Annotated in this window: 24 protein-coding genes; 16 read left to right on the forward strand and 8 right to left on the reverse strand. The window is 44.3% G+C overall.

Features of this window, described 5'->3' with window-relative positions:
* The first annotated feature begins 25 nt into the window (after window positions 1-25).
* The 3 genes from AZ46_RS00585 to AZ46_RS00595 all read left to right on the forward strand — a co-directional run bounded on the left by AZ46_RS00585 (window position 26) and on the right by AZ46_RS00595 (window position 2,523).
* A complete protein-coding gene (locus AZ46_RS00585) occupies window positions 26-1,243 on the forward strand; it encodes a threonine synthase (RefSeq protein WP_029282498.1) in 1,218 nt (405 codons plus the stop codon).
* Window positions 1,244-1,323: 80 nt separating this feature from the next.
* The gene (locus AZ46_RS00590; protein ID WP_051826963.1) at window positions 1,324-1,698 is read left to right on the forward strand and encodes a DUF948 domain-containing protein; all 375 of its coding nucleotides are present in this window, start codon (window positions 1,324-1,326) and stop codon (window positions 1,696-1,698) included.
* Between the two features lie 162 nt (window positions 1,699-1,860).
* The gene (locus AZ46_RS00595) at window positions 1,861-2,523 is read left to right on the forward strand and encodes a Type 1 glutamine amidotransferase-like domain-containing protein (RefSeq protein WP_029282496.1); all 663 of its coding nucleotides are present in this window, start codon (window positions 1,861-1,863) and stop codon (window positions 2,521-2,523) included.
* 297 nt (window positions 2,524-2,820) lie between these two features.
* Here AZ46_RS00595 and AZ46_RS00600 read toward each other — a convergent pair whose 3' ends face one another.
* Both AZ46_RS00600 and AZ46_RS21140 read right to left on the reverse strand, forming a co-directional pair.
* Window positions 2,821-3,192 carry a VOC family protein gene (locus tag AZ46_RS00600; protein ID WP_029282495.1) on the reverse strand — a complete coding sequence of 124 codons (372 nt, stop codon included), beginning with the start codon at window positions 3,190-3,192 and terminating at the stop codon, window positions 2,821-2,823.
* A 311-nt stretch (window positions 3,193-3,503) separates the two neighbouring features.
* Entirely contained in the window at window positions 3,504-3,704 is a 201-nt protein-coding gene (locus tag AZ46_RS21140) for a DUF1272 domain-containing protein (RefSeq protein WP_029282494.1), read from the reverse strand.
* A gap of 146 nt (window positions 3,705-3,850) precedes the next feature.
* Between AZ46_RS21140 and AZ46_RS00605 the strand changes: the two genes are divergently transcribed.
* Window positions 3,851-4,270: an Lrp/AsnC family transcriptional regulator gene (locus tag AZ46_RS00605; protein ID WP_029282493.1), complete on the forward strand. Its 420-nt coding sequence runs from the start codon at window positions 3,851-3,853 to the stop codon at window positions 4,268-4,270.
* Between the two features lie 111 nt (window positions 4,271-4,381).
* Here the strand turns inward: AZ46_RS00605 and AZ46_RS00610 are convergent, their stop codons facing one another.
* A complete protein-coding gene (locus AZ46_RS00610) occupies window positions 4,382-5,323 on the reverse strand; it encodes a helix-turn-helix transcriptional regulator (RefSeq protein WP_029282492.1) in 942 nt (313 codons plus the stop codon).
* An 87-nt stretch (window positions 5,324-5,410) separates the two neighbouring features.
* Between AZ46_RS00610 and AZ46_RS00615 the strand changes: the two genes are divergently transcribed.
* The 5 genes from AZ46_RS00615 (at window position 5,411) to AZ46_RS00635 (ending at window position 9,533) form a co-directional block, all read left to right on the forward strand.
* On the forward strand, window positions 5,411-5,932 hold the full coding sequence (locus AZ46_RS00615; protein WP_029282491.1) for a dihydrofolate reductase family protein: 522 nt from the start codon (window positions 5,411-5,413) through the stop codon (window positions 5,930-5,932).
* Between the two features lie 161 nt (window positions 5,933-6,093).
* The gene (locus tag AZ46_RS00620) at window positions 6,094-7,371 is read left to right on the forward strand and encodes a glycosyltransferase (RefSeq protein WP_029282490.1); all 1,278 of its coding nucleotides are present in this window, start codon (window positions 6,094-6,096) and stop codon (window positions 7,369-7,371) included.
* An 8-nt stretch (window positions 7,372-7,379) separates the two neighbouring features.
* Window positions 7,380-8,021, forward strand: coding sequence for a TetR/AcrR family transcriptional regulator (locus AZ46_RS00625; RefSeq protein ID WP_029282489.1), 642 nt, complete (start codon window positions 7,380-7,382; stop codon window positions 8,019-8,021).
* Window positions 8,021-9,256, forward strand: a complete 1,236-nt coding sequence (locus AZ46_RS00630) for an MFS transporter (protein WP_029282488.1) — start codon at window positions 8,021-8,023, stop codon at window positions 9,254-9,256. Before AZ46_RS00625 ends, AZ46_RS00630 begins: the two co-directional genes overlap by 1 nt.
* Window positions 9,257-9,278: 22 nt before the next feature.
* Window positions 9,279-9,533 carry a hypothetical protein gene (locus AZ46_RS00635; protein WP_029282487.1) on the forward strand — a complete coding sequence of 85 codons (255 nt, stop codon included), beginning with the start codon at window positions 9,279-9,281 and terminating at the stop codon, window positions 9,531-9,533.
* Window positions 9,534-9,696: 163 nt separating this feature from the next.
* On the opposite strand, the gene AZ46_RS20865 is transcribed toward AZ46_RS00635, so the two are convergent.
* Complete coding sequence (locus AZ46_RS20865; protein WP_051826965.1) at window positions 9,697-10,926, reverse strand: helix-turn-helix transcriptional regulator; 1,230 nt, start codon at window positions 10,924-10,926, stop codon at window positions 9,697-9,699.
* Between the two features lie 168 nt (window positions 10,927-11,094).
* Between AZ46_RS20865 and AZ46_RS00645 the strand changes: the two genes are divergently transcribed.
* The 3 genes from AZ46_RS00645 to AZ46_RS00655 all read left to right on the forward strand — a co-directional run bounded on the left by AZ46_RS00645 (window position 11,095) and on the right by AZ46_RS00655 (window position 14,632).
* Window positions 11,095-11,460, forward strand: a complete 366-nt coding sequence (locus AZ46_RS00645) for a DUF485 domain-containing protein (protein ID WP_029282485.1) — start codon at window positions 11,095-11,097, stop codon at window positions 11,458-11,460.
* Window positions 11,457-13,025: a sodium/solute symporter gene (locus tag AZ46_RS00650; protein WP_029282484.1), complete on the forward strand. Its 1,569-nt coding sequence runs from the start codon at window positions 11,457-11,459 to the stop codon at window positions 13,023-13,025. The genes AZ46_RS00645 and AZ46_RS00650 overlap by 4 nt, the downstream gene beginning before the upstream one ends.
* Before the next feature lie 215 nt (window positions 13,026-13,240).
* A complete protein-coding gene (locus AZ46_RS00655) occupies window positions 13,241-14,632 on the forward strand; it encodes a M28 family peptidase (RefSeq protein WP_029282483.1) in 1,392 nt (463 codons plus the stop codon).
* A 58-nt stretch (window positions 14,633-14,690) separates the two neighbouring features.
* Here AZ46_RS00655 and AZ46_RS00660 read toward each other — a convergent pair whose 3' ends face one another.
* From AZ46_RS00660 to AZ46_RS00670, 3 genes are read right to left on the reverse strand one after another with little or no spacing between them, the layout of a single operon-like run.
* Window positions 14,691-16,259, reverse strand: a complete 1,569-nt coding sequence (locus AZ46_RS00660) for a YndJ family protein (RefSeq protein WP_051865055.1) — start codon at window positions 16,257-16,259, stop codon at window positions 14,691-14,693.
* Window positions 16,246-16,848: a DUF4166 domain-containing protein gene (locus AZ46_RS00665; RefSeq protein ID WP_029282481.1), complete on the reverse strand. Its 603-nt coding sequence runs from the start codon at window positions 16,846-16,848 to the stop codon at window positions 16,246-16,248. Before AZ46_RS00665 ends, AZ46_RS00660 begins: the two co-directional genes overlap by 14 nt.
* Window positions 16,849-16,858: 10 nt before the next feature.
* Window positions 16,859-17,761 (reverse strand): DoxX-like family protein, encoded by a 903-nt coding sequence (locus tag AZ46_RS00670; RefSeq protein ID WP_029282480.1) that lies wholly within the window; start codon window positions 17,759-17,761, stop codon window positions 16,859-16,861.
* A gap of 95 nt (window positions 17,762-17,856) precedes the next feature.
* On the opposite strand from AZ46_RS00670, the gene AZ46_RS00675 reads away from it, so the two are divergent.
* Together AZ46_RS00675 and AZ46_RS00680 are read left to right on the forward strand one after the other, a co-directional pair.
* The gene (locus AZ46_RS00675) at window positions 17,857-18,429 is read left to right on the forward strand and encodes a histidine phosphatase family protein (protein WP_029282479.1); all 573 of its coding nucleotides are present in this window, start codon (window positions 17,857-17,859) and stop codon (window positions 18,427-18,429) included.
* Window positions 18,430-18,504: 75 nt separating this feature from the next.
* The gene (locus AZ46_RS00680; protein ID WP_029282477.1) at window positions 18,505-19,362 is read left to right on the forward strand and encodes an AraC family transcriptional regulator; all 858 of its coding nucleotides are present in this window, start codon (window positions 18,505-18,507) and stop codon (window positions 19,360-19,362) included.
* Window positions 19,363-19,440: 78 nt separating this feature from the next.
* On the opposite strand, the gene AZ46_RS22055 is transcribed toward AZ46_RS00680, so the two are convergent.
* Complete coding sequence (locus AZ46_RS22055; protein WP_035318952.1) at window positions 19,441-19,779, reverse strand: hypothetical protein; 339 nt, start codon at window positions 19,777-19,779, stop codon at window positions 19,441-19,443.
* Window positions 19,780-20,039: 260 nt separating this feature from the next.
* Here AZ46_RS22055 and AZ46_RS00690 point away from each other — a divergent pair, with 260 nt between their 5' ends.
* Window positions 20,040-20,888 carry an STAS domain-containing protein gene (locus tag AZ46_RS00690; RefSeq protein WP_035318955.1) on the forward strand — a complete coding sequence of 283 codons (849 nt, stop codon included), beginning with the start codon at window positions 20,040-20,042 and terminating at the stop codon, window positions 20,886-20,888.
* Window positions 20,889-20,994: 106 nt separating this feature from the next.
* Window positions 20,995-21,612, forward strand: coding sequence for a DedA family protein (locus AZ46_RS00695; protein ID WP_029282473.1), 618 nt, complete (start codon window positions 20,995-20,997; stop codon window positions 21,610-21,612).
* Window positions 21,613-21,675 lie beyond the last annotated feature (63 nt).

Here is a 21,675-nt window from a genome sequence, read left to right on the forward strand (position 1 = left end):
GAGTCTTTATCAAGTAATGGAGGAAATGCAGATGTACAGCTATGTTTCACACTTGGAGTGCCCAAAGTGCGGTGCCGAGTATTCAGTTAAGGACGTGCAGCAGCTTTGCACATGCGGATCTCCGCTTTTGGTGCGCTACCATTTAGATCAAGTGAAGAGCACGTTAACAAAAGAAGAAATCGGCAGCAGGGAAAACAGTTTGTGGAGATACCACGAGCTGCTGCCTGTTGAGGATCCAAAGCATGTGGTTTCAATGGGCGAGGGCATGACCCCTCTTTTGAAAATGGACAGGCTTGGGGCAGAATATGGCCTAACACAGCTGCTTATGAAGGATGAAGGGCTGATACCGACCGGCTCTTTTAAGGCCAGGGGAGCGGCTGTCGGAATTTCAAAAGCAAAGGAGCTTGGCGTAAGGACCTTTGCGATGCCGACAAACGGAAATGCAGGTGCAGCCTGGTCGCTTTATGCTGCCAGAGCGGGGATGGAGCCATATGTCATCATGCCGCTTGATGCTCCGCTCATCACCCGGAAAGAAACCGCCATTTCAGGGGCGAATCTCCATTTAATTGACGGACTGATCAGCGATGCGGGAAAAGTTGTGGCGGAGCTTGTGAAAGATCAAGGATTCTATGATGCTTCTACTCTGAAGGAACCTTACCGCATTGAAGGGAAAAAGACGATGGGATATGAAATCGCCGAACAGCTCGGCTGGGAGGTGCCTGATGTCATTCTTTATCCGACAGGAGGAGGAGTGGGCATTATCGGAATCTACAAAGCGCTCCGGGAGCTGCAGGAGCTCGGCTGGATCAGCAAGGAGAGGATGCCTCGCCTTGTTGCCGTTCAGGCTGAGGGATGTGCGCCGATTGTAAAAGCTTTTGAAGAAGGAAAAGCTGAATCGGAGTTCTGGGAAAATTCGCAGACGGACGCGTTCGGCATTAACGTTCCGAAGGCAATCGGTGATTTCCTTGTACTGGAGGGAATTTATGAAACAGAAGGGAATGCCATAGCTGTATCAGAAGAGGAAATTAAGGCAGAACAAGCCCTGACGGCAAAGCTTGAAGGGTGTTTTATTTGTCCTGAAGGTGCCGCAACATTTGCTGCTGCCCGGAGATTGAAGGAAAGCGGATGGATCAGGGAAGACGAGAAAGTGGTCTGCCTGAACACCGGCCAGGGCATCAAATATCCGGAGACGGTACGCGCAGAGGCGCCGGTTCTGAAAAAAGGCGAAAAGCTCTCACTCTAAACTTCTACTCCATCAGCGGGATTCATATACTGTAGCAATGTACAGGCAGTCTTGTGCATAATCGGCTGTGGAGGTGCAAGATGATTGTTGAAGTAAGTGCTGCAGGAGCTGCGCTCGCCTTTATGTTACTCGTCGCCTATTTAATTCAGACTCTCCGCAAGGGCATGACGACTCTTGATGAGACGAATGAAACGCTTGCGGAAGTAAGGAAAGCGGTCCATGATCTGTCGGGGGAAGCAGAAGAACTTATCCAATCTGCCAATCAGATCACGGTTGATGTGAAAGGCAAGATGAAGACAGTGGAACCGCTGTTTGAATCCGCACAGGACATGGGAGAAGTTCTGAACAGTGTGACCCATACCGTAAAACAGGCGGCATCGGGCTATGGATACGGACTCCCTCCAGTGAAAAACGATGATCCCCCAAACCGTGAGATGAAAATCAGGCTTAAATGAACGTTTCCTCAACAGAATTGAAATGACACATGAAACAGCAGGCACATTCTTTGGAGAATAGTGCCTGCTGTTTTTGTTTTACATGGTATTATTGTAAAAAACAGATAATTTGATAAAAGATGGAAGCCTATATTATTACGAAAAAAGATAAGGAGTGAAGGCATGAAATTGCTGCTTACATCTGGAGGCGTAACGAACCGGAGCATACACAATGCCCTTGTTGACATGCTGGACAAGCCGATCGCAGATTCCACTGCCCTCTGCATTCCTACAGCTATGTACGGACACCCCTGGGTCGGGCCCGGCGTCAAAGTCTGGGAGTTTATCACCGGGAAACCCGGAAATCCCATGGTCGATTTGGGCTGGAAATCTGTAGGCGTGCTGGAGCTCACCGCGCTGCCGAGCATTGATAAAGACCGCTGGGTGCCGCTCGTTCAGGAGACAGACGTCCTGCTGGTGTCTGGAGGCGACGCCCTCTACCTGTGCCACTGGATGCGGCAATCCGGTTTCGCAGACCTCTTGCCGTCGCTTAACGCCGTTTATGTGGGAATGAGTGCCGGGAGCATGGTGATGGCCCCTGAGATCGGAGACTATTTCGTCGGCTGGACTCCGCCCTCTGGAAGAGATGAAACGCTGAGCATGGTTGATTTTTCACTATTTCCTCATCTGGACCACGAGATGCTTCCGGGCAACACCATGGCTGCTGCAGAAAAATGGGCCGGCGGGATCAAGGGACCAGCGTATGCAATAGACGATCAGACCGCCATTAAGGTGATTGACGGAGAAGCAGAAGTTATTTCTGAAGGGAATTGGAAGCAGTTATAGTAGACCATTTGAAAGAATAGGCGAATCAAAAGATACTGCATTAGCCGTTAAACTTTTGATGAGCGATGATGCAGCCTGGGTAAGGTATCTGTATGAAATGGCCCTTTTATGTAATGGGTTGGATTGAAAGACTCGGAACAGTACAAAAAAGAACTCCATTTTAAAATGGAGTTTCCTTTGATAAAATAATATACACCAGCAGTCCCGCATAGTTTTACTTCCAATCCCGTTTCCTTTTTAACTTCCCTCAGAGCTGAATGTCCTCGCCATACTCAACTCGTCCACTCGGAAAGGTCCCTACCAGTGTACTTGAAGTTTATTGCCATCTGGGTCGTAAAAGTGGAAAAAGGCATGACCATTATCTTCTTTTATTTCCTCAACCTTAACTTGATTAAAAATTAAATGCTGATGAAATTTCGATAATTCTCGACTTGTAAAGCCAATGCTAAATTCTTGTTGATTATCAATTGTAAAATGTGCAAATGTTTCATCTTCGGTAGGAACCAAGATAAGTAAGAAAGGTCCTTCATTTACTTTTAAAACTGCAAGTTCTTCAGTAATGTTTAGTAGGTGGAGCCCCAATACATCTCTATACCATTTTGCAGACAGTTCTAAATCTTTAACTGGAATCCTAATATAATGGACTTGTTCAATAAATGATTGACTCAAAGTTTTCTCTCCTTTATTTAATCAGGTGTATGAATTAGTTTCCTTACTAAATAACTATTTAACTGTTGAACTAAAATCTTTTAATTTAATAACTATTATTTCCATATTAACATAATCATGCTAAATTCTGCTTTAATCGGTTGAATGAAAAAACACACCATTTTGGTAGTAAATGGTGTGAGAATTACTTTGCAATTTTCAGTTTTGCACCTTAATATCGGCCCGTTACTCATCATGAAGCCTTTTGTATTGAAAATCCTAATCTAAGCTTCTCTTATAATATACAGCGCAGTAGGAAGCGTTTTGGCATTTCACATACTTACAGCGCTATTAATAGGACAAAAACCAGCTCTCTCAGGTCTTCTGACAAGTTCTCCTGAACAATTAGGACAAACGTTTGACATTTCAATTGTGCAGTCTTCGCAAAAAGTGCATTCATGCACACAGATGTATGCCTTTCCTTTTAAATCTCCATCACATTTTTCGCATATTGTCTTCATTTCTAATCCCATTATTAAAACCTCCAATATTTGAATACTCCTTATTTTAGTTTATCAATGCCGGTTTAAACATACTGTTCTTATGGAATTTAGCCGGTTATACTTAAGAAAATAATGTATTTTATTAGATTGAGATAAAAAAATAAAGGTGGCATCATATGGACCCGATTAATCGTCAAATCCTTACGATTTTGCAGGAAGATGGAAGAGTTTCAATGACTGTACTTGGAAAGAAAGTTTCTTTATCCGTGCCTGCGGTCACAGAAAGGGTCAGGAAGATGGAGGATCAGGGGATTATTAAAGGGTACAAGGCTGAAATTGACAATGTGAAGATTGATAAACCGGTTCAAGCATTCATTTTAATGAAAACGCACCGATGCAGCGCATTTAGAGAATACTGCAAAGTAAACCCTTTGGTTATCGAATGTCACCGGTTAACTGGAGAGTACAGTTATCTTGTTAAAATCGTGACTGAGTCAAATGAGTTATTAGAAGGGTTTATTGATTCATCGATGGAGTACGGCGAACCGCTCACGATGATGAACCTGTCTTCCCCTGTTCCTGATAAAGTTATATAGCAGGAAGAAGCGGTTCAAGCCTGGTCAAGCTATGAACCGCTGAAGTTATGGTGAGTAATGATTTTGAGTGAAAAACGGCACAGGTCATTCACTCCACAAACAGATTCCCGACTAACCATCTGTTCGATACATCCTCAGCACATCCTCAGCCCGCTTAATCATTTCATTTACCAGCTCTTTGGGTTCTTGTACATAAACATCTTCTCCAAGCAGGATGAACTGCTTCGCCATGAACGGAACTTCCTCAAGCGGTGCTAAAGTGTCAATAAATCCGGTGCCGTCCTCATTAATCGTAAGATGATCTGACAGAAAAGGCAGCGTTTTGCACTCTCTTACCCCGTTTTTTGAGAGCAGGACTTTAAGCGGCGCCTGTGTACGCGTTTCTTCTTTCTCCATCCATTGTTTTAACGTTACAGAACTGTTCTGCGCAGGAGCCAATTTTTCAAGAGAAAGAATTCTGTCTGCCCGGAACAGCCGGTCCCCGCCGGATTTCCTGTCATATGCAGGACAGTACCAAAGCCCTCCGGATGTATATAATCCGTATGGCACGATAGCCCGATTGGATGGTCCGTTTCTGCTTTCATAGGCAATACGGATTTCAATCTGCTCCACGGCAGCGTCCAGGAGCTCGTTTAAAAAAGGCACGTCCGCTTTGGACGGCGGAGCCCAAAAAGCGACCCTTTCTTTTAACTGATCAATTTTCCCCTTAACAGCATCAGGAAAAGAAGCATATAGTTTGTCAGATGCAGCCTTGATTTCGGATTGAAACGGCAGGGCGTGCAGAAGCAGGAGGTGCTGATAGGAAAAATAGAGGGCAATCCCCTCGTCCTCTGTGAAAAAAGACGGCGGAAGGATGTTGTTTCTGAGAACCGTGTATCCTCCGCCAGGACCCGGTTCACTATATAAAGGAACCCCCCATGCCTCCAGTTCAGCGAGGTCGCGCTGAACCGTCCTGACACTGATATCGAATTCCGCAGAGAGTTCACCGGCCGTCACTTTTCTCTGCCTGTTGATGTAAAAAAGAATGTTTAATAATCGCTGTGTTTTTGACATGAAATTTCCCCGCTATTCACGACAGATTCTGTCGCCATTATCTGCTAGGATGATACAGAAGTCAATTTTAGAAAGTGAGATGGACATATGAGAAAAGTGGTTTTATATATAGGAGTCAGTCTTGACGGATACATTGCACGCAGGGATGGAAGCATTGACTGGCTGGAAGAAGCACAGGGAGAGGGAGACAACGGGTATAGTGAGTTTCTAAAAACAATCGATACGGTCATCATGGGTAAAAAAACATATGATCACGTTCTTGAACTCACAAATCACAAGTATCCGTATGAAGGGATGAAAAGCTTCATCTATACAAGAAGCGAATCCAGGACTGAAGGTGACCTGATTTTTACGAAGGAAGAACCGGAAGCACTCATTGACCATTTGAAAAAAGAGGAAGGCGCTGACATCTGGATGGTCGGCGGCGCAGAAATTCTCGATGATTTTATGAAAAAAGATCTGATTGATGAATATATCATCACGACCGTTCCAGTCATTCTAGGAGACGGCATTACCTTGTTCAGACCGGGTAATCCCGAAACCAAACTTGCATATAAAAGAACTGTCCGCTTTGGGGACTATGTTCAGTCTCATTACACGCGTTCATAAAAAAACAGGCATCTTCCTTTAGGAAGGTGCCTGTTTTATATCCTTCTGGATTAAAAACGACATAAGTGTCATTTTGTTATTGTATTTCTCGGAGTGATGTTATACAATTAAAAACGACAACGATGTCGTTTATTTGAATTTAACCCCAGGAGGTTTTATATATGTTAATCACAATGCTCTCAACTGGAACAAGAGGAGATACCCAGCCATTTATTGCTTTAGGTACAGAACTGAAAAAGAAAGGGTACCGGGTACGCATTGCAGCATCAGAATCATACCGGCAGCTTGTCGAAGAGTATGGATTTGAATATGCCCCTATGCGCGGCGATATAGCCAAAATCTTAGAAAGCGGAGTTGTAAAAGATGCAGATAACCCTCTGAAATTTTTTACAAGCTTAAACTTTAAAAATGACGATTTGGAAGAGCTGATGGTTGGCGGACAAGAAGACATGCATAGAGCATGCGAAGGTGCAGATGCCATCGTGTACCATCCAGGAGCTGCACTTGGATATTTTGTTGCAAAGGAAATGGGCATTCCAAGCATCTTGGCCGCACCTTTTCCAATGACACCTACAAAAGAATATCCTGCTATCATCTTTTATGACCGACTGCGGCTTGGCAGGACCGTAAACAAACTGACTCATCACATCTTTGAAAAAGGTTTTTGGAAGATGGCCAATACGGGCGTGAAGAAATACTGGGTTAAGAAGTATGGACAGCTCCCGAAAGATTTTTCGAATCCCTATCCAAAACAGCGTACATCTAGTCATCCTACAATCACTTCATTGAGTCCAAGCGTTTTCCCTGTACCGGGTGACTGGCCAGAGAATGTCCACTCTTTAGGATACTGGTTCATTGAAGATCAAGCCGGTTATAAACCGTCTAAAGAGGTAGATGAGTTCCTCAGAAACGGAGAGCCGCCGGTATACGTTGGATTTGGCAGTGTTGGAGATAAGGCAAATGCCGCGGAATCAACAGAAATGGTTTTAAAAGCACTTGAGAAGAACGGTAAGCGAGGCATCATCAATGCTGGAGGAGGCATGGAGGAAAGAGAAAGTACAAAAGATATTCTGTATGTGAAAAGTGTCCCTCATGAGTGGCTTTTTCCACAGCTGTCTGCCGTTGTCCATCACGGAGGGGCGGGCACGACGGCTGCAGCACTTCGTTCGGGCGTGCCTCAAGTGGTGATTCCGTTTGGAAACGACCAATTTGCCTGGGGTAAGAGAATGGTTGAGCTGGGTGTGAGCGGAGGATCAATACCGCGAAAGGAATTGACTGCCGATAAGCTGGCTGACGCTATTGCTTTAACCCAATCGATTGAAGTTAAAAATAAGGCAAGGGAATTAGGAGTAAAGGTAAGTGCAGAAAAAGGTGCGCAAAAGAGTGCAGACCTTATTCATAAAACAATTGAAAATTATTATAGAAAAGAAAGGAACTGATTTCAATTATGCCTAAAGTCAGTGAAAATCATGCTCAATTGAAAAGAAAGGAAATATTGGAAGCAGCCAGAAAAGTATGCATGCAAAAGCCCATTTTTGACGTATCGATGAGAGATGTTGTGATAGAAACCGGTATGAGCCAGGGAGGCGTATACAAATATTTCTCCAATATCGATGAAGTGTTTGGAGCTTTGCTGAACGAAGAAAATTTAAACAGCGAAGTGAAAGAGGAAGTTGATGATATATTTGCAGGGTCGGACGAGCCTCTGCAAAAACTTGAAAAAATCCTGATGTACATTGGCGATTATATGGAGAAGTCCTTGCTGGACCGAGGACCTGTTTATTATAGCTTGATGGCTCTTTATTCGAGGGATCCAGAAAGATATAAGAGGGTGCAGAGCATCGTCAAGGACGTTTCGAATCTCCAATATCTTCATAAAAAGTTCTGCTCTTTTTTAGAAGTGCAAATTAGTCAGGAGACATTCACTCCTGCAATGCCAAAGGAAGATATCATTATGCTGATTGAAACCTATATGTCAGGCATTTTGAACCAGGTAAGCATCGGGAATAGACCAAAACAAGAGCTTTCAAATGAAATACAGAAAAAATTGAGGATTTTATTCGTGACTCTAAAGCGTGTGCTGGTGTAATGAGAGGTTTTAACCGTGATTTCAAAATACTGATATTCGGACAGATCATATCGATATTCGGTTCGTCTGTTTTACGGTTTGCTTTGTCTTTATATGTACTTGATCTAACTAATTCCGCAACAGTTTTTGGGACAATTATGGGTCTTTCCATCGTGCCTGCTATCGTTATTTCGCCAATCGGTGGAGCTATTGCAGATCGATTTGATAAGAAAAAAATCATGGTGATCTTAGACCTGTGCAGCAGTATTCTTATCATCCTGTTTGCCATTCTTCTCTTTAGCGGAAACGGAACGGTCATTTCTATAGGTATTCTTCTGATGGCTCTGACTTTAGTTAGCTCGATGTATCAGCCAGCTGTTCAGGCCAGTATACCTGTACTTGTCCCTAAGGAGCTGCTCTTGAAAAGCAATGGCATCGTTTCAGGAGTCGTGTCCATTGCCAACTTTGTTGGTCCTATCGCCGGCAGTGTGCTCTACAGCTTTACGAGCATCAATGTGATTGTTGTTGTCAGCGCCATCTTCTTTTTTACAGCAGCCGTTATCGAAATTTTCATGAAGATTCCGTTTGAAAAACGAGCGCCGGAGCCTTTTGCTCAAATGGTCACAAGCGACATCAAACAGGGGATTTCCTATATCATTCACGAAAATCGATTCATTCTAAAAAGCATTGGTATAGCATTCACTGTCAGCCTTTTTATTGCCCCTATGTTTTTTGTAGGACTGCCATACATGATCAAAGTACTTTTTAATATGCCGGATACTTATTTCGGATTTGCCCAATCAGGCATCTCACTTAGTATCGTTTTCTCTGCCATGACCATCGGGCTTTTAAAGAGCAAAATTCGGGGTGATAATCTCTATCTGTGGATTGCAGCGTGTGCAGCTGTCTATTTCGGTATGGCGTTCGGCACCAGTCAATTCATTGAAAGTGCTTTTGCGAAATACTTGATTGTCAGTGTCAGTTCCATGCTCGTCATGTTTGCCTTGACGGTCGTAAACATTTATCTGAATACGATTATTCAGGAGAAGACGCCTGGAAATATGCTGGGGAAAGTGATGTCGATACAAGCAGCCGCGGCTACAACGGCCGTACCAATAGGACAAATTCTATTCGGCTTTTTGGTTGACGTGTTCTCAAGCCAGATTTATATCCTGATTGCAATCATTGGTGTGATTTCACTTCTTATCAGCTTAATGGTAAAGCAAGTATACAAAGTAAAATCAGTTCAAAATTAAAATGAATGGATGTAAATTTACCATGTTTTTAAAAATCATAAAAAAAATCATTTTAGTACTAGGAACAATTTTGATTATTCCAATCGGAATCGGGCTATTAATTGGAGGAGGGTATATTCTGTTTTCTTTAGTAGATGGGTCCTCCCTTGATGAATCGCTAAAAAATCTGGCTCAATTCAGCCAGACAATCCAGCCGTATTTCAACTATTTGATTCTGCTTTTTATCATCCCTTTGCTGCTGAAAGGAATAAAAAAAGTAAAAGCGTCAAAAGGATGAATACCATTTGGATCGTGTATGCTTTGCAAAGGGAGGGAGAGGCTGGAATTAAGCCAGCTTCTAATAGGTGAAAAAGGTGAATTTGAGCCTGCTCAAATTCACCTTTTTCTATTTCAATAAGGACAGCGATATATGTGCAGACAATTCATTTCTTCATACTTGATCAAACAAACAAAATCTCATCCGTCATCCGGTACTCGCTCGGGGTAATGCCTACGTATTTTTTAAAAGTCGAGCTGAAATAGTTCGGTGTGTTGAAGCCAAGTTCATCTGCGATCTGCTCGATTGTTTTGTCTGAATGGCGAAGCATCCAGACGGCACGCTGCAGGCGGACGAAGGTGACATATTCGACAAAACTCCTGCCCGTTTCTTTTTTGAAAAGTCTGCAGAAGTAGGGAACACTGATGTTTATTTGATTGGCGACTTGTCTGGTTGTTAAATCATGCTGGCAGTTTTCTGCGATATATTTGGTGCATGAGGTGATCAGCGGGTTCTTCGTTATCTCTTCATAGTAGCGGAGCGACAGCCTGTTATAGTGAGGCGTGCGCCTTGCTTTTCGTGCTTCCCTGTAAGAGTGGGAGAGCATAAGGGGTTCTCTGCAGATTGATCCGACGCCTGTGAAAAGATGAATGCCGTGTTTTTCCTTCAATGCTTCTGCTGCCCGGAGGAAAGTCTCTTCGCCTTCCTGAAAGTGCTGAAAGGATGTATAGCCGTGCGGAACCTGGATCAGCATGAGCAGATGTTTTTTATAGGCCAGAAAAGAAGGAAGCACACCTATGGCTGAAAAAGCATCTTTAAACGCAGCCTGAATCAGCATGGGCGCATTTACTGCTGTTTCCCGGGGCTGGTTGTGAATGAATCCCTGAATAAAACAGACCGTGTTTGGGACGCTGTGATCAGGAAAATAGGGGCGTGCGGCAAACAGTTCCTCCTCAGATTTGACTTCGGCTCTGAGAAGTCTTCTGAGAAAAGCTTCCTGAAAGGGAAGAAGCTCGCTGTTTCCTTGCTTGTATGTTTTAGTCATATCACCGTAGTTCGTTATGATTGCGCTTTCATTTGCAGCTGAAGTCAGTACTTTTTTTATGCTTTTAATGAAGGTGTGTTTTTTGACAGGCTTAACGAGCATGGTCTGAAGCTTCATCTCAAGTGCAAGCGGCGATGTTTTCAGCATGGAAGGCTCAATAAGCGGGAAGATAATGCAGTTCTGATGGTGTTTTTTGAGCCGGTGAATTTTAACCCAGTCGAACAGTTTAGTAACTTCGACTACCGTTATCGTAAGCGGATCTCGTCTATGACCGGAAACAGATAGTTCTTCTTTAAGTTCTTCATGGATCCATGCGGCCATTTTCTCTTTTTCGGCAGGTTCCTTAACTTCGAATGTTACGGTATACACGCTTTTATTCCCCGTTTCTATCAGTATGACTCTAGCACTAGTATACATGAAAGAAGGAATATATTAAATATTTATACATTTCTGATAATTTATTGTAAGGTAACGCGCGTTTTGGTCATGTACAATACAATCAAGCAGCAGATTACCAGATAAAAGGGGGAAAGGATCGTGGCAGCAGATTATAAAGATTATGAGTATGTAGAGGCAGGGACAGTGGATGTCCGGGAGCTCACGCCGCTTGATGAGGAGACGCGCCATTTGATGAAAAGCGAGTTCAGCATCGGGTCAAAGCTCACACTGTTTTATTTTGCATTCATTTTGATTATCCCGGTCTTAAACTGGTTCGCACCGGATTTTATGTTCTCTTCTTTTTACGGAGGCATGACGTACGCCTGGTTTTTCACCGGAATCTTTGCGATGGGCATGGCCTTTTTAATTGCATTTATTCATACTTCCCTTTACGAGAAGAGACTGAAGAAGACTCAGACGCCGTCAAGCTCTGTTCAATCTTCTGACGGAAGGAGTGTCAACTGATGGCAGCGTTACTTGAACCGAAAATGCTTTTGACGATTTTCCTGATGGGTACAATCGTGTATATTACGTATCTTACAAAAAGAAACGCAACGGCATCTGAATTTTTCGTAGGAGGCAGAAGCTTCGGGTGGTTTACCAACGGTTCGGCCATTGGAGGGGACTACCTTAGTGCTGCAACGTTTCTCGGAATTGCGGGGCTGACGTTTCAGCTTGGCTATGACGGAGCGTACTATGCGTTCTGTTTCTCGATTGGGCTTACTCTTCTTGCTATTTTCGTAGCGGGTCCGCTCCGCAGATTCGGAGCTTATACAGTAGCCGATTTCCTCGGCTACCGCTTTCACAGCAAGCGTGCAAGACTTGCGGCAGTAGCAGTCGTTCTTGCCATTTCAGGTTTCTACGCAGCACCCCAGCTGCTCGGCGCCGCACAGATCTTGAGCATGTTCTTTGGAACTAGCTATGAGTTTGGCATTATCTTTACGTGCAGTGTCATGATCTTCTACGTTGGTGTCGGAGGGATGAAGGGAACTACCCTGAACCAGGCGCTGGAGCTCTGGATCCGTCTTGGCGCTTTCATCCTTATGGTCGTCGCGGCCATATACGGCGGTCTATATTATGAGCGCATTCTTGCGTCCGTTACTGAATTCACAGGAAGCATCGCCGGAACAGCCGAATTTGCTCCTGATGGCAAAGACATCGTTCATGACGGCCAGACTTGGATTGGAACAGGAAACTATTTTCCTTCTTTCTGGCAGACCATTTCCATGACGATTGGTCTTGCGCTTGGTACCATCGGCCTTCCGCATATTCTCCTGCGCTTTTACACAAACCCAAGTGCAAAGGCTGCCCGGAAATCCGCTCTTATGGCGATTATAATTGCAAGCGTTTTCTTTCTCTTTGCTGTTTATCTTGGTGCTGTCGGAAGATCAATCTTCCTGAGCGGTTCTGCTGATCCTCAAGTTATGAAGGATCTTGTTGCAGGCGGCAACAACATGGTTATTCCGTCCACAGCACAGGCTCTTGGAGGAGAGTGGCTGCTTGGTCTTGTCATTGCCGGTGCGTTTGCGGCCGTTTTCTCAAACCTGTCAGGACTTTTCATCGCAAGCTCGGGTGCATTGGCGCATGATTTGTATGCTACATTCCTGCGGAAAAACATCTCGCAGAAAGAGCGCGTTATTGCAGGAAAAGTTTCGATTATCGTTCTCGGTATTCTATATGGGGCCCTTGGTCTTCTTGTAAAAGAAGCCTCAATCGGCCACTTGGTTGCACTGGCCTTCACAGTAGCAGCAAGTACGTTTACTCCAATCTTCATCCTTGGCATCTGGTGGAGAGGCATGACTGAAAAAGGGGCGATCGCAGGTCTTGTGCTCGGACTTCTTTCTTCTATGTACATGATCTTCCTGCCGGCAACACTTCCTGAATTCCTACAATTCAGGGTGCCTGGCCTGATTACCGTGCCAATCGGCTTCTTATCCGTCTATATCGTTTCAAAACTTGACCGGAAAGTGCCGGCAGACGTAAATGACTTTATGAGAAAAGTGCATTCAAAAGAATCAGAGATTGCCTGATGTAAAACGGGGGACCTTCTAAGTGGAGGTCCTCTTTTTGTGCGTTTTTAAACCATTCAAATAAACTATATATATTATAAGATTAGTAGGAATAATAACCTATTTTATAGTAAAAATGGGTATATTTAGATGGTTATCTTGGCACTTATTTCGTCTGACGAAATAAAGTAAGATACACATTAAGAATCTATCTCTAACCATCAGGAGGCAATGCTATGAAAAAACCAATCCTATCTCTTACTCTGGCAGCATCTCTGGCAATTGGAGCTGTCAGTGTACAGGCTGCTGTAAAGCAGGAGCCTGCGGCAAAAGCGGCTCATTACTTCCAGGACCCTTTTGAAAAGAAAATCCTAAAGGCAATCAGCGCAGAAAACATCTATGAAAATATTGATTACCTATCAAAAGTTCCGCGTGTGGCTGGAACGGAGTCAGAGGCTAAAGCTGTTCAGTTTATAAAAGAAGAATTTGAATCATACGGGTATAAAGCCGATGTTCAGCCGTTCACATTTTACGGCTATACACCTCCAAGCAGCATCTCCCTTTCAGTAGATGGATACGAGGGTGAATTGAAGCCTCAGGCATTTACTTATTCTGTGAGCGGAAATGTGTCGGGAGAGCTCGTTTTAGCTGGCCTTGGAAAAAAGGACGAGCTGTCTTCACTTGATTTGAGCGGGAAAATTGCCCTTATCAAGCGCGGTGAAATCAGTTTTGCAGAAAAAGTGCTCAATGCAGCGGAAAAAGGAGCTGCCGGGGTCATTATATATAACAATGCAGAGGGAGCACTTAGCGGAACCCTTGGAGAACACAACGACAAATTCGTTCCTTCAGCTGCTTTATCAAAAGCAGAAGGTGAAGCGCTGCTGTCACAGATCGGGAAAACAGTTTCCCTCTCCATTGTGGGAGCGGAAACGGGTGAAAAAACGTCTCACAATGTAATAGCCGTGAAAAAACCGACTGGCAAAAAATCTGCAGCGAACGATATTATCGTTCTCGGTGCACATCATGATTCTGTTGCGGGTGCCCCGGGAGCAAATGATGATGCCTCAGGAACTGCAATGACTCTTGAGCTTGCTCGCGTTTTGAAGAATGTACCGGCAGATACAGAAATACGCTTTGTGACATTTGGTGCGGAAGAAGTCGGACTGCTTGGATCAGAACACTATGTAAGCACGTTATCTGACGATGAAATCAGCCGCACAGTTGCTAACTTTAACCTTGACATGGTTGGGAGCAGAGATGCTGGGGATCTGGTTATGCTGACGCTGGACGGCAAGCCGAACCTTGTCACAGACCTTGCTCAAAAATCGAGCGAAAAACTAAACGGCGAACCGACGCCATATGGACAGGGAGGACGCAGTGATCATGTTCCTTTTGCGGAAGCGGGAATTCCTGCTGCGCTGTTTATTCACAGTCCCTCCGAGCCATGGTATCACACACCTGAAGATTCAATAGACAAAATCAGCAAAGAAAAGCTTCAGGATACAGCGGAAATTGTCGGGACAGCCATTTATGACCGTGCTAGGATGGATCAGATCGGACCAAAACCGAAAAAAGCTCCAAAGGTTAAAGCACCGGATGAGCTCAAAACAGAAGAGAATATCAAGTAAACAGCAAATACAGCCTTCATACCTGAAGGCTGTATTTTTTTTTGGAAAACCGCTTTTGCTAAAAGGAGCTCTCTTTTTTAGAAATCATGTAATCGATTGTCAAAAAAGGAATACCTGCTGCTTTCATATGATGGGTGGCCGCAAGCTTTCCCTTTTCAGTCTCTTCTACTCTGAAAACCTCATCTAAAGGAAGCTTGAACAAGTAATTTTTCCAGGCGAGATAGATGCCTGCATCAGATGAAGGGTTCTGTTTTCTGCTTGTCAGAAGCAGTGAATCTCCGGATTTACTGAGCTCGAGTATGCCGATCATAGAGCATCCGGGCAGAGGGAGCGCAATATTCATATAGGTCTCCCCGTCTTTCTGATGATAAGAATAAAGGGCGAGAAAAACCGTTTTTTCATCAATTTGTCTGTGCCACGCTCTGACAGACGGCCTTCCGTCCAAGCCTTCTCTTACCGTATAAATACCGCCGGTCATTTCTTTTTGAGCAGAGGAAAGCGGCAAATGGATTTGTTCTGTACGGCTGCTGATCCAATGATAGAAAAAAGCAAAAGGTTTAAACCAGGTATGCCAGTGCACGGCTGCAAACAAACGGTAGCTGCTTGTATGTTCATAAAAATCTGTAATTGTATCAGTCGTCTTTAAACCGTAAATTTTCATATCATCAACAAGTCCCACATGAATCTGAGCCTCAGCTGCGAGATCCGCCGCATGCTGTTTTCCGCGTATTTTACTTACAGAAAAGGAAGGCAGCGCTGCAGATGCCGGTGTAGACACACTCCATCCTATCACTCCAGCCAACGCAAAAACCCCGCCGTTTAACACGCCGTGAAACTTCAGCATGGTGTCTATGGAAACGGCATATTCGCCGAAAGCATTTCCTGACGCATACGCAAGAGAAAACAGGATGGTGATCCCAAGAGATAAGAAGGAGAGACGAATGAGCCATTTCCCCCGGGGAATGTCCGCTTTAAAAGAATGCCAGATAAGCGCATAAATCCCGGTGATGTATAGAATCACTGAAAAAAGTTCAAGCCATACGGAAAAAGCAATGCCTGCAGCAACAATGACAGGTGAAACGATCAGAATACTGACTGCAGCCCGGTAGACGGTTCCTTTTAACAATCTTCCAAGAAACCCTGCAAAAACCGGAAGCAAAAAGGAAGAGTAGTGAAAATGAATGCCCGTCAGCCACGTGATGATCGGAGAGAATCCAGTATCAACTTCAGCAATATGGGCAAAAAACCAGCCGCCCCCGATCATTAAGGAAATCAGGCCCATGTCAATGGAAAACTCCTCAAATCTTACAAATCCCCTTTTCAGAAAACGCGTGGCGCCATAACTTGCGACAAAGACTGTAAATAGCAGATAAATACCTGCAAGGATCGGACCAGCCGGAGACGGCCCCAGCATGTGCAGGAGCAGAACGGAGCCGTATCCGAAAGGAGCGATCCATTTATACGTTTTGTAAAACCAGTCCTCTTTTTGTATGACTTGTCTTAGCACAAGCGGGACGTAGACAAGCTGGGCTGCAGTAAGAAGCAGATAATACCAGGGCCCTTCATGAAAAGCGGCCGAAAGGAAAAACATCAAACCGCATAATACGGCCGTTTTATAAACGTTCATCAGAAACAAACTCTCCTTCATAGGAAAATACATGACCGATCAGCGGATTTGTCACGTCTACCCGGATAGTAAAGAACCCTTTCGTTTCATCGAACGATTCTTCAACAGATGCCAGACCCTGGAGGATCTTCGGCAGGGGAATCTCAAGCTTTCCAATGACAAGCCTTTGATTTCCGGACTCAATTCTGAGGCTGCCTCGGTCCGTAACATGAAACGTTAAATCAGAGTAAAACAGGCCTGGTTCGCCCAAGTAATCTTTGATGACGTTCCGATCACTGTCCAGGCTCATCAAAGCGTTAAACCCTCTCTTTTTGCCTGGGAAATAAAACACTCTCTCCCAATGAACCTGCTGTTCACCGCCCACGCCCGTTCTCACAGAATTTACAATCGTAAACGGAATGTTCTCCCCTCTCTCCGGAAAAAGAAGCTTGCATGCGACTCCCCCTAAAAAGAGCGGATACAGCCATTTCGGGCCGCCTGTTATCTTATGCATCATCCCGCTCCCCCTGAATGGAAACTGATATCTCTTTTGAAGAGCAGGATGCAGACGGTGATATTCTTCTCGTAATACTTGCTGATAAATAGCCATCTGTTTCTCCTTATCTTTTTCGCCTGCAGCTCTTTGCCGAAGGCACGTCTTTGCTTTGAAAAAAGCCGATTCCTGACAGGACGAAAAGCGCTGCATTAAATGTAATCGGTGTAAAAGGGTGAGTGAGAACACCCGGGTCTGCTAAAGCGGCAGACAAAGCAAGCATTGGGAAAGCAAGAAGCTGGATCCCAAACAGCCATTTCTTTTTTACAGACATCAGCCACAGGATTCCGAATGCTATTTCAGCGATTCCAATACCTGCTGTCAGAAGGGCTGCTTCCTTATATGGCATCTGCAGGAGCTTTTCAGCCATTCCGATTTCTTCAGGGTGCTGAAAGAAAAGCTTTGGGACAGCCCCGTGGTAAGTCCAGACAAAAAAGAAAAGAAACGAAATCACCCAGACGCTGAAAAAACGGAGGTACTGGCTCCCCGGAGTCTCCCCTTTTTCCAGCCACCTTTTTAACACATCAAAGCTTAGCGCGGTTGCCCAGCCGATCATCGGCCTGAACAGAAACCTGTCCAAAATGGCTCCCGCTCTGCCAAATCTGACATCATAATCATATTGTGTTAAAAAAGTGATATTGTCCTGATTTGGTTTGTACTTCCAATAGCCTCTTCCTTCCCTGATCAAAGACCGTTTCTGATCGGTTCCAAAATGCAGGGAAGAGGTTCTTGACCCGTCACGGGCATGAAATTCACCGGCACTTTTTCCAAAGCCTTCTATGCTGAGGCCAAATCCAATATTGGTTTTGTAGGTAAAATGCTGAGGACCGTTTTCTTCTTTTGGCAGATATGTAATAGAGGAAAACCGGAGATCCCATTGTTCATGCAAGTCTGGAGTCTGAGTGGCGTCCCATAGTTTATCCAGTTCCGCTTCTATAGGAATTTCCACATAGACCGGTTTGTTTTTCATCGTATTCACCTCTTTTTTAGAGTATCATATTCATAGACGGATAAATGAGAGATTAAGAGAATTTGTCCACATTTTTACAAAGGGGATGGACGCATATGACACAAATAGGAATCATACGCCACGGGAGAACAGCATGGAACGTTGAGAGAAGAGCTCAGGGCAGCTCGGATATTCCGCTTGATGAAAATGGCATGGAAGAAGCGCAGAAGCTTGCAGACAGGCTGGGTGAGGAAGAATGGGACCTGATCTTTGCAAGCCCGCTGAAAAGAGCAAGACAGACAGCAGAATGTGTGTCCGTAAAGCTTGGGAATCTGCCGATTATCTTTGATGATCGTTTAGTAGAAGTGAATGGCGGACTTATTGAAGGAACAACCGAAGATGAACGTCTGGAAAAGTGGGGAGAGGGCTGGCGCGGTCTCGACCTCGGCATTGAAAAGACCGATGATGTCATACAAAGAGGAAAAGAGTTTTTGGAAGACCTGCTGAATGAACACCCGGATAAAAAGATTCTGATTGTCAGTCACGGCCTCTTCATAGCCCACTTTCTCAAACAGCTCGTCCCTCAGTTTGAGATGAAGGAAGCTCTGAGAAATACCTCTGTTTCCACCTTGATTAAAGGGGAAAAGGGCTGGTCCTGCGAGATGTACAACTGTACGAAGCACCTTTAACCTGTCACCTGAAAGCAGAAAAAGACAGGAAGCTTGAGCTGGACGCTTGTAAAATAAAGTCAGGAGGTGAGTCATATGCCATCATGGATAGGAGCGATTCAAAACGCGATTGATTACATGGAAGACCATATGCTTGAAGAGATTGCCATTGAAGATATTGCGGCTGCCGCCAATGCATCAGTCTTTCACTTTCAGCGGACGTTTGCCCTTTTGACAGACTCTTCAGTCGGCGAATATATCCGGCGCAGAAGGCTGACTCTGGCAGCACACGAACTTGCACACAGCAGCACAAAAGTCATTGAGCTTGCTTTGAAATATGGCTATGACACTCCTGAATCGTTTGCTAAGGCTTTCAGAAGGCAGCACGGAATTTCCCCGAGCGAAGCTAAAAAAGCCTCATGCTGTTTTACAAGCTACAGCCGCCTGGTAATTCAGGTGAGTTTGAAAGGAGCAGATCCGATGAAGTACAGAGTGGAAGAAAGAGAGAGTTTTCCTGTTATAGGGGTAAAGAGAAGCTTTTCCTGTGCAAATGGGGAGAATCTGATTGGTATTCCGCAATTGTGGAAAGACATTCATGAGAACGGAACCAATGACAGGCTGCTTGCGCTGAATAACGGCGGTATTAAAGGGATCATGGGAATATGTGAACCGGGTCCTGACAGTATGATGACGTATTGGGCTGCATGCAGCTACAGCGGCGAAACTCCGGAAGGACTTGCTTCAACGACGGTCCCTGCTTCAAAGTGGGTGATCTTTGAAGTAAGAGGCGCGATGCCCGATGCGATGCAGGAGGCGTGGAAAAAAATCTATTCAGAGTGGTTTCCGGCAAGCGGCTATGAACATGCAGGAACCCCGGATCTTGAAGTTTATACAGAAGCTGATGCATACAGCAGCGACTATTATTCAGAAATTTGGATTCCGGTAAAAAAGTAAGGCATGACAAAAAACACTCTTAATGAGTGTTTTTTGCGTTTTGACGAAAAGGCGGGATAACCTTATTTTGATGAATGGTTAGTTTTCAAACCATCTTTGCCATAATTTTGGCTTTGGAGAATCTTCAAGGCCTGCCGCAGCCGCAGCCACAGTTTCTGCAGCCTGCTCAGCGAGCGGTTCCAGTACACCAGGATCACCTTGACTGCCAATGTCTACAATAGCGCTCAGCTGGTTGGCATTTTTGCCGTTTGCCCCTGCAATCTGACCTCCCTGATTTGCATTCTGCCCCTGATTTCCTGAGATTTGACCGCCGCCTTCTGCTTTTACCTTGTTTGCAGCAAAGCTTCCCCCAGTCGCAGTGACAATATTAATGTCTTTAACAGAGACTTTTACATTGACTTTTACTTTAATGCTCAATGTTTTCCCTCCTTTATGTTTTGTTAGTACATGTTATGTACATGCTTGAGATTCCGATTATGTTCTTGTCCACGTATAGATAACCATTTTTACAGAATTCGACATTTTTCTTGGTGGAGACAGCCGGACATATGAAAAATGAATGTTTATACATGATTAAGATGGTAATATTTTTTGAAGTGAATTGGCATAAATGGTTTGAGATTCTAACTAAAACGTACTATCCTTAATAAAAGAATATTGTTTTGGAAGGGAGAACCATGCAAACAAAAAACAATTTAGTAGAAACCCTGAAAAAAATAAATGAAAAAGTAATAGATGAAAAACAAGTTCTAATTAACGCAATAAAAAAAGAAAGAACGATTAAATATCCGAACAGCATTCAATCAAACAGCACAGAAGTTGCGGAGTGGAGAAACAAGCTGATTGATGTTTATGCAGAATCGTTAACACTTCCAAAAGAGAATGCAGTGGGTCTGATTAATAATTGGGGAAGAGAGACGGCTAATCTTCTGGTTACGATTCAGTTTCCCCTTGATCTTGCTGTTGAGGAGATCAGGTTCTACAGGGATCTTATCGGAGAAATGATCAAGGATCAGGCTTCAGCAGACAATCTTTCTTTAGATGAGTTTTATTTGCTGCTTTCGGCGTTTGATTATGTAGTGGACCACGCTATCCATTTAATCAGCGTTTTTTACATGAAGAGCTATTCAGCCAACATTGATTCTGCTAAAAGTGCGGTAGATGAATTATCTGTGCCGATTGTGAATGTTTCTGAAAAAACAGGCGTTCTTCCGCTGATAGGAGATCTTGATACACAGCGTGCCCAGGTGTTAATGGACGTTGCTTTAACAAAGAGCGCTGAGTGCGGCTATGAATATTTGATCATTGATTTATCAGGTGTTCCGGTTATCGATACAATGGTTGCCAATCAAATCTTCAAAGTGCTCGATGCCCTCTCACTTCTTGGCGTTGATACAAAACTCAGCGGAATCCGCCCTGAGATTGCTCAGACAATGACAAGTCTGGGACTTGATTTCAAAGGAACAGAATCATATTCAAGCCTCCATCTGGCACTGAAATCGATTGGTTTTGAACAGGTGAACTGAAAAAATGGCATCTCTTTACAGAGGTGCCATTTTTATAATGACGTTTTAAAAGATGATACAAAGGGAAGAATTTTATCAAAAAAGCTTCACGAGAGGAGCAGCCGTTTTGGAAAACTGGATTACAGATTTTATGGAGCAATACGGATATTTTGGCATATTTCTGATGATTGCTCTTGAAAATATTTTCCCTCCCATTCCTTCTGAGGTCGTTTTGCCTTTTGGAGGATTTATGACAACCAATTCGGATTTGACTATTCCGGGTGTTATCCTTGCTGCTACAGTAGGATCTGTTGTCGGTGCGGTCATTCTGTTTTGGATCGGCCTTCAGCTTGACGTTGAGCGCCTTGAAAAAATCATCGACAAGTGGGGGCATATCCTCCGGGTAAAGAAAAAAGATGTACACCGGGCAGATGCCTGGTTTGACAAGTACGGCATTTGGACCGTTTTTTTCTGCCGGATGGTTCCTCTGCTCCGAAGTCTTATTTCCATTCCGGCCGGTATGTCCAATATGAACTTTGTAAAGTTTCTGCTCTTTACGACTGCCGGAACCCTGATCTGGAACATAGCCCTTGTGCTGCTTGGAGCATCCTTAGGCGAAGCATGGCCGAAGATCAATGATTACGTAGGTGTTTATTCATCCGTGATCTACGCTGTGCTCGGAGTCGCAGCCGTTGCGGTGATCATTTGGTTTGTGCGCAAAAGAATGACAAATCGGACGAGTTAACAGGAAAAGCCAGATCCATTGCGGATCTGGCTTTTTTTAGACGGGTCTAAACGGGCGGTTCCG

Origin of the sequence: Metabacillus indicus LMG 22858, from assembly GCF_000708755.2 — a bacterium.
Classification (GTDB): domain Bacteria; phylum Bacillota; class Bacilli; order Bacillales; family Bacillaceae; genus Bacillus_P; species Bacillus_P indicus.